The following is a 12,531-nucleotide window of genomic DNA, read 5'->3' on the forward strand; positions in this document are numbered from 1 at the left end:
GGCCGGTCGGCGCAGAACCGGCCCGGCTCAGCCGATGGTGACCACGCGCGCCCACTCCGGCGGCGCATCCGGCCGGTACTCGCCGTTGTTCTCGTCGTACCGGCTCGGCCGCCGGAACAGACCGACCACCGTACGGCACGCCGGCGCGACCGTCGGCCACGGCGTCTGGCCGTCCGTCAGCACCACGACGACGTCCGGTTGCGGTCGGGTCCGCAGCGCCGCGGCGAAGCCCGTCCGCAGGTCCGTCCCGCCGCCGCCGATCAGCGGTATGCCCGCCGCCCGGCAGAGCGCGCCGACGGACTGGGCGGCGGCGTCGCAGGACAGCACGGTGACCTGGTCGTGGCGGCCGCCGACCGCCCGGCCGATCGCCGCCACCTCCAGCAGCGCACTGCCCAGCTCCCGGTCCGAGACCGACCCCGAGGTGTCGACCACCACCGACACCCGGGGCGGCCGCCGCCGCAGGCTCGGCAGCACCACACCGGGCAGCCCGACCGAGCGCCGCGCCGGGCGGCCGTAGCTGTAGTCCCCGCCCGCGCCCGGCCCGGACACCGCCGAGCGCATCGCCGCACCCAGCAGCTGCCGCCACGGCTGCGGCGGGTGGAACACCTCCTCGGCCCAGCGCCGCCAGCCCGCCGGGGCGTTCCCGGGGCGGCCCCGGATGCCCTCGGCGACCCGGAAGCGCACGGCGTCCCGCTCCTGGGCGGTCAGCCCGTGGGCGCCGTCCGGGCCGAGCTCCCACGGCCGGTCCACGCCGTCGGCGCCGCCGCCGCAGTCCAGCCAGGCCAGGCCCGGGCGGCGCAGGTCGAAGCTGAATCCGCGGAGGTAGTCCTCCATCAGCTTCCCCTCCGGCAGGCCGAGGAGCCTGGGGGTCAGCGCGCCCGCCGGTTTGACCAGGCCGTCCCCGAACGCGTCGTCGTTGATCTCGCAGTCGGCGGCGATGTTCATCCGCAGCCGGTCCGCCGGGTCCCTCAGGCCGAGGTCGCGGGCCAGGCGGTCGCTGCGCCCGTGGTGGTCGCGCAGCAGGTGCGACACCTCGTGCACCCAGATCGAGGCGAGGTCCTCCACAGCGGTGCGCTCGACGAAGCCGGGCGAGGCGTAGCAGCGCCAGTGGCGGTCCACGCCCATGGTCGGCACCTGCCGGGACTCCACCAGGTGCAGGGCGAACAACGCGGTCGCCAGATAGGGGCGGGCCCGGACGGCCTGCAGTCGGGCGGCGTAGAGCTTCTCGAGGTCCAGCGGGCGGAGCTCCGGCGGGCCGGCCTGCGGCTTGACCTGCCAGTCGGGGTCCCCGGGGGTGGGGGCGGGCCTGGCGACCTTGGGCCGGATGCGCCTGCCGAGGTCCAGCGGGGTCGGGGCGGGCCGGGTGTTCCAGCCGGTGTCCGGCGGCGTGGCGCCCGCGCTCATCGGCCGGCCGTGACGTTGGTGCGGGCGGCGACGCGACCGGCGGCGCGGTCGGCCCGCCGGGACAGGGCCACCGTCGAGGCGAGGTGCTCGATCGCCTCCGGGACCTCCCAGTCCTCCCGGCGCAGCGAGGCCAGCGTGGTCGCCGGGACGACCAGCACGTCCGGCGCGCCGCTCTCCAGCGCCCGCAGCAGCAGCGCCCAGGCGGCGTCCCACCGCGCCCGCTCCGGCCGGTTGCGCACCGCGGCCACCACCCCGTCCAGCACCACCTGGCGCAGGTCCCCGCGCTCGGGCAGCACCGCGCCCGCCGGGTCCGCGAGCAGCTGCTCCGGGTCCGGCAGGTCCATCCGGTCCATGCTCGCCATCAGCTCCAGCCCCGGACCGTCCCCGACCGTGCCCCGGACCAGCAGCGACAGCACCTCCCGGGAGGAGCCGGCCGCGGTGGCGAAAGCGATCAGCCGCAAGGTCATGTCCCAGCTGCGCGGGGACGGCCAGGCGCCGCCGCGCTTGGTCTCGCTGGTCGGCAGCCGGTGCACCAACTCCGGCCGCACGGTGAGTAGTTCGCACACCGCCCGGCGGGCGAAGGCGACCGCCGCCGGCAGCGCCGCCGGATCGAGCCGCGGAAGGGTGGCGACCGGCCACACCCCGCCGAGACCCCGCACCACCACCTCGTGGTCGTGCACCCACTGCAGGTGGACGAACCGGTTGGCCAGCGGCGGGCTCAGCTCCCACCCGTCGGCCGCCGAGGAACGGGGGTTGGCGGCCGCCACGATCCGTACGCCCGGCGGCAGTTGGAGCGCGCCGATGCGCCGCTCCAGGACCAGCCGGAGCAGCGCGGCCTGGACAGCGGGCGGCGCGGTGGACAGCTCGTCCAGGAACAGCAGCCCGCGCCCGGCCCGGACCAGGCGCACCGCCCAGTCCGGCGGGGCCAGCGGGACGCCCTGCTGTGCCGGGTCGTCACCGACGATGGGCAGGCCGGAGAAGTCGGAGGGCTCGTGGACGCTGGCGATGACGGTGGTCAGTGGCAGGTCCAGGGCCTCGGCGAGCTGGTTGAGGGCCGCGGTCTTGCCGATGCCCGGTTCGCCCCAGAGCAGGACGGGCAGGTCGGCGGCCACGGCGAGGGTGAGGGCCTCCAGTTGGTCGTCGGGACGGGGTTCGGTGCGGGTGTCGCCGAGCAGGTCGAGCAGTTGGCGGGCGACGTCGAGCCGGGCGTGCGCGGGCATGGGCATGGGCATGGACGTGGGCATGGGCATGGGTGATCACCTTGGGAAGTCGGAAGTCAGGGGTTTTCAGCGGCTGGCGGGGCGAGGCGGCCGGGGGAACGGGTAGACGGTGCCGCGGATCGGGCCCTCTGCGAGATGGAGGGCGTAGGAGACCTTGCTCTGTTCGGTCTTGGCTCGTTGGTCGACGGTCAGGCCGGCCCGGTAGAGGCCGTAGACGACCCGGCGCTCCGCCGCCGCCGCGAGCTCCTCCCGCAGCGGGCCGTCCCGCAGCGCCGCCTGCGGGCCGAGCAGACCCTCCACCACGGCCAGCGCCCCGGCGGTGTCGCCGTGGCTCAACCGCTCGCGCACACCGGCCAGTTCGGCCGGGTTGCGGTGCGCCTGGTCGATCGCGCGCAGGCAAGGCAGCGGGGTGCCGGACAGCGCGGCCAGCAGCTCCTCGCGACGCAGCTGGGCCGGGTCGTGGTCGAGCGCCGTCAGCACGCCGTCGACCACCGCGATCCGGTGCCGGGCGCCGCGGCACTCCACCAGCCGCAGCCCCCGGGGCGGTTGGGGGTGTCGGGCGGCTCGGTGCCCAGGCACCAGCGCGGCCGCGACCAGCGGGTGCAACCGGTCGGGCTCGATCGCCCCGCTGTGCAGCAGGTCGGCGTCGGGCAGTACCCAGGTCGCGGCGTCGGGCAGCAGCGGCAGGGCGCGGACCGCTCCGGTCGCCTCGGCGGGCGGCGCGTCCGGAGTGAGCAGCAACCGCCGCCGACGCCCCAACCGCACCACCACCGGCCCCGCGGGGAGTCCGTCGGCGCGCAGCAGCAGCTCGGCCTCGGCGGCCCAGCGGTCGACCGCACAGCGCAGATCGGACACGCCAAGTCCCTCCTGGTGGAGGTCACTTGGCGCACCGAGTCCGGCGCGCAGCGCCAACTCCCCACTGCGGCTCGCGTCCCAGAGGTGCCGGTGCAGGTCGAGGCGGAACCGGCGGCTGGGGCGTGGGCGCGGATGCGGGGCGGGGCCGGCGTCGGAGCCGTCCCAGAGTGCCAGGCTGACCCGCTGCCCGAACTCCGCCCAGGCGGGCGGTGTGCGGACCACCAGGTGCACCCGACGCTCGCCCGGGTACCGGACCAGCGGCACGGTCAGCCCGGCGCGCAGCAGCCCGTCGGGTGCGGTCCTCGGCAGGTGCCAGCGCAGCAACTCCGGTGCCAGGCAGCGCAGATCGGCCCGTAGTCGGTCGGCGAGCTCCCGGCCGTGGGTGCGGGTGACGCGGTGCAGCTGGAAGTCGATCTCGACATTGGCCGCGGCGCAGGCCCCGGCCCAGTCGCCGGACAGTCGACGTGCGGTGGCGGCTTCGATCATGAAGGGCGGTACGGCGTACTCGCGTACGCGCCGCCAGAAGGAGAGGCGGGAGTCGTCTCCGTTCGCGGTGTGAGTGTGCATCAGCACTCACCTTGAGCGAACGAGACCTCCGATCCGTGATCAACATAGGTGGTCATCGCTGGGGAGCTTAGCGCCCGCCGACGCCGTTCGCCACACCGTTTCCGCGCCGACCGTGGCTCTCCCTGTCTGTCGTCGGGATCAACCCGCCGTCCGGCTGGTCGATTTCACCCACTTTCGTCCCCTGGTGGGTCGCGACCTCGGCAGTCGTCGGCGCACACCGGCCGCCTGTCGCCCATCCGGCAGCTCCGACGTCAGGGGGGCAGGCATGGCTGTACGGCCGGCTGGACGCGGGGCCGTCGGCAGGATCCGGACCGCGATCGGCGCGCTCCCGGGCGGCGGCGCTCGGCAAGCAGGTCGTGCTCTGGTCCGTCGACCCGGCCGACTGGTCCCGACCGGGGACGGGGTCGATCGAGTGGCTGCGGATCGAGGACCGGGCCCCTCCGCCGGTGGTGACGACGGTCCGCGGCGACGTCTGGATCCTGCGGACCGGTGAGCGTGTGCGGTCTCCCGGCGTGGGAGCCGGAGAACGCGGACCCGCCCCACACCGGTGTGCGGTGTGGGGCGGGTCGCTGGTGGGGTGCGTCAGTTGAGGGCGGCGAGGGCGGCCTCGTAGTTCGGCTCCTCGGCGATCTCGGCGACGAGCTCGGTGTGCAGGACGGTGTCGTTCTCGTCGAGGACCACCACGGCGCGGGCGGTGAGGCCGGCGAGCGGGCCGCTGTCGATCGAGACGCCGTAGTCGTTGTGGAAGTCGCGTCCGCGCAGGGTGGAGAGGGTCTTGACGTTCTCCAGGCCTTCCGCGCCGCAGAACCGTGCCTGGGCGAAGGGCAGGTCGGCGGAGATGCACAGGACCACGGTGTTCTCGAGCGCGCTGGCCTTGGCGTTGAAGGTGCGCACGGAGGTGGCGCAGGTGGGCGTGTCGATGCTGGGGAAGATGTTGAGGACCTTGCGCCGTCCGGCGAAGTCCTTCAGCGAGGTGTCCGTGAGGCCCTCGCCGACCAGCGTGAACGCCGGCGCCTGGCTGCCCGTCGCGGGCAGCGCGCCGCCGACCTCGATCGGGTTCCCCTTCAGCGTGACCTGAGCCATGAAAAGCCTCCTACCGGCGGTGTGCGGGTGACAACGTCGCCGATCCTACTGCCAAGGACCTGGCGGTGGCTCTGGCCGCCTGGGTGGGGCGGGTCGGGGGGATGCTGCCCGGCGCCCGTACCGGCTACGCGTAGCGATCGAACAGGGCCTGCAGGTAGTCCTCCAGGCGCCCGGCCAGCACCGGCGCGCTCAGGTCGGTGCGCCCCAGCTCGCGCCAGGGCACGGCGACCTTCTCCGCGTCCGGGGCGAACGCCAGGGCGTCGAGCAGCCGCCAGTAGAGGTGATCCCGGCCGTCGGCGGTGAGGGTGCCGCCGGCCTGCTCGTAGGCGTCGGCGAGGGCCAGGCCGGCGGGTGCGCCGTGGAGGAGGGCCAGCGTGGTGCTGCAGTGGGCGACGTCCAGGTCGGACGGACCCCAGGAGGTCTCCACCCAGTCGACGACGCCGCTGATCGCCAGCTGCGGTCCGTGGCCGGTGAACAGGACGTTGCCGGGGTGGAAGTCGCGGTGCAGGAAGCAGGCGTGGTGTGCGGGCGCTTCACGGTCGATCAGCTCCACCGCCCGCTTCCACAGTCCCGCTCGTTCGGTGGCGGCGGGCACCTGTACGCGTTCGGGGCTGGTCCAGGCCTGCCAGGGCCGTGGACGTTCCTGATCGGGCACCTCGAGGGTGTGCAGGGTCGCCAGCTGCCCGGCCAGCAGGGTGGTGCGGCGCGCCACGTCGGCGTCCTCGTGCACCCGTACGCTGCCGGGCAGATGGGTCATCACCAGCGACGGGTCGTCGCAGTGCGCGCCCGTGGCGTCCACCGCGCGCAGCCGCGGCGCGGGGATGGCGCCGGCCTCGAGCAGGCGCAGTACGCCGGCTTCGCGTTCCAGCATGGCCGGGGCGTGCCGGCGGTAGAACGGTTTGACGAAGGAACGCAGCACCAGCGTGTAACCCCCGCCGCCACTGCCGTCGTCGCTGCCCCTGCCGTCGTCGCCGTCGTCGGAGGGTTCGATGTCCAGGCGGCGCATCTGCGAGGTCCAGCCGCCCTGGAGTGCCCGTACCCGGGTGATCCGCTCACCGGGCGCGAGCACGCCCTCCACCCACCGGCGGGTGCCGGCCCATTCCTGCAGCGCGTCGTCCTCGATCACGGACGACCACCCTACGCCCGCCCGGATCGGGGTCTCGTCAGGGTGGTGTGACGGTTTCTCAACTTCCGTACAACACACGTCTCGAGAACCATATTCCGATGCTGGTCGAAGTTTGACAGCCGGTCCGGTCCGCGCTTGGGTGGGACTCGAACCGCACCCGCCGGCTCATCGCATACCGTCCATTGATGGGGAGAGCGCCATGCCCAGGAAAGTCGTCTTCACCGCTCCCGGCGCGCCGGAGGTCATGACCGTGCGAGAGGTGCCCCTGCCCGAGCCCGGGCCGGGAGAACTGCGCATCAGGGTCCAGGCCCTGGGCCTCAACCGTGCCGAGGCCCTCTTCCGCTCGGGCAACTACCTGGAGGAGCCGAAGCCGCTCGCCACTCCCGGTTACGAGGCGGCCGGGACGGTGGATGCCGTCGGTGAGGGCGTCAGCGGCTTCAGCGTCGGCGACGCGGTCGACTCCATCCCCGCCTTCTCCCACGATGACGCCTCTAATACACACAATGAGGCCGCTTCGCCAGGCACGGGTGGATGGGAAGCCTGGCGAAGCGACCCGGCGCTGAGGACCATACGGACCGGTCGGTCCACACGGCATATGCCACCACAACCCCCGCTATTGGGAGGGTGTTGGCACTGGCAGCACGGTGGCTACGATGCTCGAGCATCCGACCATGCAAGTGCCCCCCAGCCCCCACCTCCCAGTGCCCGTTTCCGTCGGGCACTGAGGGGCGGGCGTCGTAGAGACCCGGCCGCAGCGGGCAGCTGGCGGCCGGGTCTCTCTGTTTGGTCAGCCGCCCCAGGTGGAGTCCATCGGAGCGTAGGAGACCGGCGTTGTGGCCGGGGCTGGCTGCGGCGGGGCAATGCCGCCCCAGGTGGAGTCGGCGACACTTCGTTCGGGCGCCGCGGTGGACGCGGCCGATGCGAGAGCCCCGGCGGCTGCGAGGGCCGCAGTGATGGCGACCGCAACTGCGACGCGCCGTAGGGTCGTGCGGGCGGACATAGGAGACCCCTTCCGCTGCCAGGGGCAGCCGTGGTGTGGGGGAATTGCACGGAGGGCGCTGTTTTCCCGTGCGCCCCAATGTTCGCGATCGTTCCGGTTTGAATCAAGTCTTCACCCGTTATCATCTGAAAATTGCATCCAGATGCAAAAGGGTAAAAGCCATCAAACAGGGATCATCATGGTCAATTCGGTCACGCCGGATAGTCGACTCTTTCTCACGCCTGCAGCCAAGGCCCTCTACCTGCGAGTGCTCACGGGTGAGCAGACCGACCCTCCACAGAGCCCGGAGCGCGACCAACTACTTGGGGTCGGCCTGATTGCCCCGCACCCGCACAAAGAGGACGAGTACGTGGCCCTTGATGTGCAGGCGGCCGTCCGGGACTGGCAGGACAACCTGCAGACGGTGGCTAGTCAGCTCCTGGTAGAGGCGCAGTCCGTGCCGAGTCAGATGCGGGACCTGGCGACCGCCTACCAGCGCATCCATCCGAGCCGGCCCGGCGTTGGCGTGGAATACGTGACCGGCTACGAGGCCATCAACCGGACACTTACACCGCTCCTGGAGTCCTGCGAGAAGGAGCTGCTGACGGCCCAGCCGACAGGCCCCCGCCCGGCTGAGATGCTGGCGTTGTCGTACCAGCGGGACCTCGGCGTCATCAACCGCGGCGCCGATATGCGGACGATCTACCTGCCCAGCGTTCGGGCTGACGGTCCGACGTGTAGGTGGGCCCAGGTGGTCACCGAGCAGGGTGCTCAGGTGCGGACCAGTGTCGACTTCAACCGGGCGATCATCATTGACCGCAGGGTTGCCATCACCTCGGTCCTGACGCCTTGGGAAGGTGAGGGGAAGGCGCCCGACCGGGCGATGTTCGTCACCGATGAGGGCTTGGTGGCCCTTTTGGTGTCGATCTTCGAGCGGGACTGGGCGCGGGCCCAGATCTGGGACGGCATGCAGCAGGATGTGCCCCGGCTCACCGCCATGCACCAGCGCATCCTCGTCGGCCTCAGTCAGGGCAAGGAGTATGAGGAGATCGGAGAGGAGATGGCGGTGTCGAAGCGCACCATCGCCTCGCGGGTGGCGGCCCTTCGGGAGCTGACGGGCAGTGCGAACGTTGTGCAGCTTGTGTACTGGTGGTCCCGGAACGGCGGCTAGTCAGTTGGTTTGATGACGGCCGTGTAGGGAGTGCCTCCGAGGTTGAACTTGAACGACATCTGGCCGTCACGGTCGATGAAATCGTGGACCCGGTCGGGCTCGGCGAGGAACCAGCGGTAGGCCTGGCGCTCGGTCGGGCTGATCGGCAGTGAGTCGAGGATCGCCCAGAGTGCCGCCGTGGCGGAGCTGAGGCTTTGGTGCTCCTTTGGTTCGACGATGCCGTCAACGGTGAGGTTGTAGGTCGCGCTGGCCAGTGCATGCTCCTGGTTCCGGTCCCCCCGGTTGCAGGTAGTAATCGTATCGAACGTGCAATCGATCAAATGGTGGCTTTGGTATGCAGACTTTTGATCATGATCGCGCCAGCGTCAAGGGGTGCCGACCCCATCCCGCCGCAGACCCGACGCCCACCAGCTACAGGAGCGCCGCGCGGTCGGCGAACGGATCCGGCACCTGCGCCGCTCGCACGGCATGACGCAGGAGCGGCTGGCCGAGATCATCGGGCGCGACCGGCAGACCATCCGTCACTACGAGCACGGAATGACCTCGGCCGGAGTCGACGACCTTGTAGCCATTGCCCGGGCGTTCAGCGTTCCGACGTGGAGGCTGTTCTACGGGTGACCGGGGCCCGGCTAGCCGGCCGTACCGCCGTACGGCCGGCCAGGGGCTGTGGTGCTACTCCGTCGGCGGGTTTGGCGGCGGCGGGTTGTTCGGATGGGACGGCTGGCAGTGCAGCACCAGCGCGATGTGGGCGGTGAGGTCCGCAACCCAGGGCCCCCGCCCCCAGCCCCGGCACGTCACGCACTGCCCGTACTCGACCGGGGCGACCAGCATCTCCCCGACGGCGCTCACTCGGTGCCTGCCAGGTGCCGCGTGCTGCGGTAGCCCGCCAAATTCACCCGACTGCGGATCCACTCGCGGGCGCTCTCCGGGGTCGAGAACCGGAGGGGACGATACCCGGAACTGGCCACCAGGCGGCCGGACATGGCGTCGCGGATCCCCCACATACGACGCCCCAGCGTGTCAGCCTCTACCCGCACCACGCTGTACCGAGCCGCGACCCGCTGAGCATGAGTCAGGCCGTCGCCATGCCAAACTCGCACGGTCGCCTGGCCGCCACCGTCCAGCCCCAGAGTCCAATCGACGACCCCGGCCCCGTCCATCATGCGCTCCAGGTCCGCCGTACTGCCGGACGCGAGCATCCAGCTCATGGCCTTGAGCTCGTACTCGCTGATCGGCAGATGGCGCACGGTCGCCCACAACACGTCGAGAGCCTCCAGCGCGGGCTTGGTGACACGCTCCAGGTGACCGTCCACCGCGACCGTCAAGGTGTCATCGGGGTTCATGACCTGGTCCTCCTCCGGCATCATGGAACGGGTCCTTGTTCAGGGCGTCCGTCGCGACGGCACAGGGCCACGGGGTGTCGCACCGACCGCTGTCGCTGCGATGCTCGTCCAGTCGCATGCGGGCCGTCGTTGCGGCAGCGTGCTCCTGCGAGTCCCGGCGGGCTCGCCGATGGCGTCCGCGCGGGTCGATGTTCACAAGCTCGGCGGTGCTCACGGCACGTCCGCGAGGCAGGAGTGGTGGGCCACGACGGGCCAACCGAGCGGGGCCGTCTTGGAGCCGGTCGACGTGTAGACCCAGCCGGCCGCAATCATTGGGGGCTCGGGCGACCCGCAGCTGATGGAGGCCTCCCCGTGCAGCCGAGCGGGGCTTATTGACCCCGGCTCGACAACCACTGCTGTCGGTGTCTCTGTCACGGCCCTAAGCGTCCCCGGTGGCTACCCCCGAAAGTGCCACAACCTGTGGCACCCCCTCAGACTGCCTTGGCCCACCGCGCGAACTGCAACAGTTGCTCGTCCCGACCGCGCGACAGCCTGACCATCGTGGCCAGCTCCGCCCGCACTTGGCCGTGCTCCCGGACGTGCTGCGGCGCGATCCGCCGAGCCACCATCAGCGACTCCTTGGCATGCTGGGGCCGGCCCAGGAGCATCTGGGCCCGGCCGAGGTCGATGTAGTAGTGCGACCGACGCTCAGCCGGAAGCTCCTGCGGGGGCGCCCAGCGGGCCGCCGCCGCTACCGCGTCACGGAGATCCTGCGGCTCGCCCAGCTCCACCGCCACCGAAAGCCGGTGGATCTCCAGGCTGTCAGGCCCTACTGCGGTGCCGTCGTAGAGCCGCTCCCGGACCCGGCACGCCAGTGCCTCGGCGTCCCGCAGATGTTCCCGGGCCTCGTCCGCGCGCCGCATTCGGCCGGCAGCGACCGCCGCGCGCATGTGCAGGGCTGCCGCAGCCGCGGCGAGCGGCTCCGTCGTCGGGGATGGCATCCGGTCGATGGCGGCACGGAGCGACCGGAGGCCGGGACCGAGCCGGTCGGCGGAGAAGTAGATCTCCATGCGGACGTACGCCGCGGCAGCTTCGAGGGCGGGTTCAGCGACGATCGACGCGGCCCAGCGCATCAGCTCCACCAGCCGGGCCGAAAGGTCGCCGTAGCCGTACTTGTAGGCCACCGCGTCCGCCGACCTTGCAGCTAGCGCGAGGAGACGGGCGGCCTGTTCGCGCTCAGTTCCCCGAGCCTGGTCGACGGCGCGGAACAACTCTCCGAGAAGATGCGGCACCTGCTCGGCGAGGTGCGCGTACTGCGACTGCACACGGGCCTCGACCACCCGGTCGACGTCAGCTGCCAGCTCGTGGAGTGGCCGAACCGGGCCGTCGTCCGGCAGGTCGTACGCGGCGATCACGCGCTGCAGCTCGGGGATGGCCTCGTGCACCCTGCTATCGGTACGACCAGGGCCCTCCAGCAGATCCTCCGGCGTTCGGCCAAGGGCACGGGCCAGCGCGTCCAGAACCCCGTCACCTGGTGACCGCTCGCCGCCCTCGACCTTGCGAATCGTGCTGTACGAGACGCCGGTAAGCTCCTCCAGCCGACGTCGTGTCAATCCGGCCGCCAGGCGAGCAGTTTCGATCCGCTGACCGAGTGCGGCAGCAGTCGTTCCGGGCATACTCTGGGCTCCGTTCCGTGGTCGCACTCGGAACGGTACCGGCGCCACGCGGGCGCTGGGCGGATTCGCCCCGACGGTCACGCCGCCGGGGCAGTCCTGCTACTGACCGACCAGCAGATCAGCCAGCTCAGTCAGCGAAGCGACCGTCCAGTCCGCATCCGGCGCGCTGGTGGTAAGACCAATCGGACCGCGGCGAAGGTGCGCCGCCCGCAGGCCAGCGGCCCGGGCGGGCGCGACGTCGTTTGCCGGATGATCGCCGACGTACACGATCTCGTGAGGCTCACCGGGTGCCCAGGCCACCACCCGATCAAAGAAGGCAGAGCTTGGCTTGGACACCCCCCACTCGCCAGACGTCGCAATGGCGTCTGCCGGCAGGTCGAGCCCGCGCAACAGCGCAGATACCGCCGGGTTCTGGTTGCCCGCGATCCCTACCCACACCCCCGCCGCTCGCAGCCGGGCCAGAGCTGGGCGCACGTCCGGGTACAGGTCGGATTCGTCGAGGTGGTCACCCTGCCCGGCGGCCTGCCGGGCCTGCCACTCGGCAGCGACGTCCACGCCCGGCCGGGCGATCCGAATCGCGTCGGCGTTGTCCCGACCCTGGGCCAACACCGCACCGACCAGGGCGGACATCGTGTGGGCAGGGATACCAAGCCATCGGGCCCAGTCCCCCCAGTACCGGGTGTCGCTGGTCAGGGTCTCGCCGATGTCGAACACCACAGATCGCACGGTCACGCCGCGAGCCTAGCGGGGGCGGGGTGTCCTGTCGGTGGTCTCTCGTACGATGGCGGCATGCCCAAGCCTCTGCCGCTCCCGGATGATCTGCTGCCCCTCCATGTTGCCGTGGTGGAGGCCGACCGGGCGATGACTACGACCCGAGAGGCCGGCGGCGACGTAGATGCCGCACGAGACACCTACATCGACCGGGCACTCACCCTCCGCGCCCACCCCATCTGGGAGGAAGCCCGGGCCGCGGCCTGCTACGCGCAGACCTGGCAGGCTTCCCTGGACGCCGCCAAGGCCTATATCGACGGCGAGCCAGCCGCGGCCTGACCCGTTTGGTCACAGCTCGGCCAAACCACCCCCAAACGGCACGCCCACGCCGATACGGTCCCCCCACCACCCGCACCA

General features: G+C 71.7%; 14 protein-coding genes. 4 read left to right on the top strand and 10 right to left on the bottom strand.

Features of this window, described 5'->3' with window-relative positions; genetic code table 11:
* Positions 1–27: 27 nt before the first annotated feature.
* From ACWCYO_RS04570 to ACWCYO_RS04590, 5 genes are all read right to left on the bottom strand, one after another.
* Positions 28–1,404, bottom strand: coding sequence for a vWA domain-containing protein (locus ACWCYO_RS04570; RefSeq protein ID WP_449783311.1), 1,377 nt, complete (start codon positions 1,402–1,404; stop codon positions 28–30).
* Positions 1,401–2,648 (bottom strand): AAA family ATPase, encoded by a 1,248-nt coding sequence (locus tag ACWCYO_RS04575; RefSeq protein ID WP_449783465.1) that lies wholly within the window; start codon positions 2,646–2,648, stop codon positions 1,401–1,403. The genes ACWCYO_RS04570 and ACWCYO_RS04575 overlap by 4 nt, the downstream gene beginning before the upstream one ends.
* A 42-nt stretch (positions 2,649–2,690) precedes the next feature.
* Positions 2,691–4,046 (bottom strand): hypothetical protein, encoded by a 1,356-nt coding sequence (locus ACWCYO_RS04580; protein WP_449783312.1) that lies wholly within the window; start codon positions 4,044–4,046, stop codon positions 2,691–2,693.
* A gap of 582 nt (positions 4,047–4,628) precedes the next feature.
* Complete coding sequence (tpx, locus tag ACWCYO_RS04585) at positions 4,629–5,129, bottom strand: thiol peroxidase (protein ID WP_449783313.1); 501 nt, start codon at positions 5,127–5,129, stop codon at positions 4,629–4,631.
* Between the two features lie 124 nt (positions 5,130–5,253).
* Positions 5,254–6,255, bottom strand: a complete 1,002-nt coding sequence (locus ACWCYO_RS04590) for a phosphotransferase family protein (protein WP_449783314.1) — start codon at positions 6,253–6,255, stop codon at positions 5,254–5,256.
* A 244-nt stretch (positions 6,256–6,499) separates the two neighbouring features.
* On the opposite strand from ACWCYO_RS04590, the gene ACWCYO_RS04595 reads away from it, so the two are divergent.
* A complete protein-coding gene (locus tag ACWCYO_RS04595; protein ID WP_449783466.1) occupies positions 6,500–7,237 on the top strand; it encodes an alcohol dehydrogenase catalytic domain-containing protein in 738 nt (245 codons plus the stop codon).
* A gap of 160 nt (positions 7,238–7,397) precedes the next feature.
* Positions 7,398–8,405 (top strand): hypothetical protein, encoded by a 1,008-nt coding sequence (locus ACWCYO_RS04600; RefSeq protein ID WP_449783315.1) that lies wholly within the window; start codon positions 7,398–7,400, stop codon positions 8,403–8,405.
* On the opposite strand, the gene ACWCYO_RS04605 is transcribed toward ACWCYO_RS04600, so the two are convergent.
* Positions 8,402–8,725, bottom strand: a complete 324-nt coding sequence (locus ACWCYO_RS04605) for a hypothetical protein (protein WP_449783316.1) — start codon at positions 8,723–8,725, stop codon at positions 8,402–8,404. The two genes, ACWCYO_RS04600 and ACWCYO_RS04605, sit on opposite strands and share 4 nt — an antisense overlap.
* A gap of 52 nt (positions 8,726–8,777) precedes the next feature.
* Here ACWCYO_RS04605 and ACWCYO_RS04610 point away from each other — a divergent pair, with 52 nt between their 5' ends.
* Entirely contained in the window at positions 8,778–9,023 is a 246-nt protein-coding gene (locus tag ACWCYO_RS04610) for a helix-turn-helix domain-containing protein (RefSeq protein ID WP_270147924.1), read from the top strand.
* A 54-nt stretch (positions 9,024–9,077) separates the two neighbouring features.
* Here ACWCYO_RS04610 and ACWCYO_RS04615 read toward each other — a convergent pair whose 3' ends face one another.
* The 4 genes from ACWCYO_RS04615 to ACWCYO_RS04630 all read right to left on the bottom strand — a co-directional run bounded on the left by ACWCYO_RS04615 (position 9,078) and on the right by ACWCYO_RS04630 (position 12,135).
* Entirely contained in the window at positions 9,078–9,254 is a 177-nt protein-coding gene (locus ACWCYO_RS04615; RefSeq protein WP_270147922.1) for a hypothetical protein, read from the bottom strand.
* A complete protein-coding gene (locus ACWCYO_RS04620) occupies positions 9,251–9,772 on the bottom strand; it encodes a hypothetical protein (protein WP_449783317.1) in 522 nt (173 codons plus the stop codon). The genes ACWCYO_RS04615 and ACWCYO_RS04620 overlap by 4 nt, the downstream gene beginning before the upstream one ends.
* A gap of 446 nt (positions 9,773–10,218) precedes the next feature.
* Complete coding sequence (locus ACWCYO_RS04625) at positions 10,219–11,403, bottom strand: helix-turn-helix domain-containing protein (RefSeq protein WP_449783318.1); 1,185 nt, start codon at positions 11,401–11,403, stop codon at positions 10,219–10,221.
* Positions 11,404–11,502: 99 nt separating this feature from the next.
* Positions 11,503–12,135 (bottom strand): HAD family hydrolase, encoded by a 633-nt coding sequence (locus ACWCYO_RS04630; RefSeq protein ID WP_449783319.1) that lies wholly within the window; start codon positions 12,133–12,135, stop codon positions 11,503–11,505.
* A gap of 57 nt (positions 12,136–12,192) precedes the next feature.
* Between ACWCYO_RS04630 and ACWCYO_RS04635 the strand changes: the two genes are divergently transcribed.
* Positions 12,193–12,453 carry a hypothetical protein gene (locus ACWCYO_RS04635; protein ID WP_449783320.1) on the top strand — a complete coding sequence of 87 codons (261 nt, stop codon included), beginning with the start codon at positions 12,193–12,195 and terminating at the stop codon, positions 12,451–12,453.
* Positions 12,454–12,531 lie beyond the last annotated feature (78 nt).

Source organism: Kitasatospora sp. NPDC001683 (genome assembly GCF_053596495.1).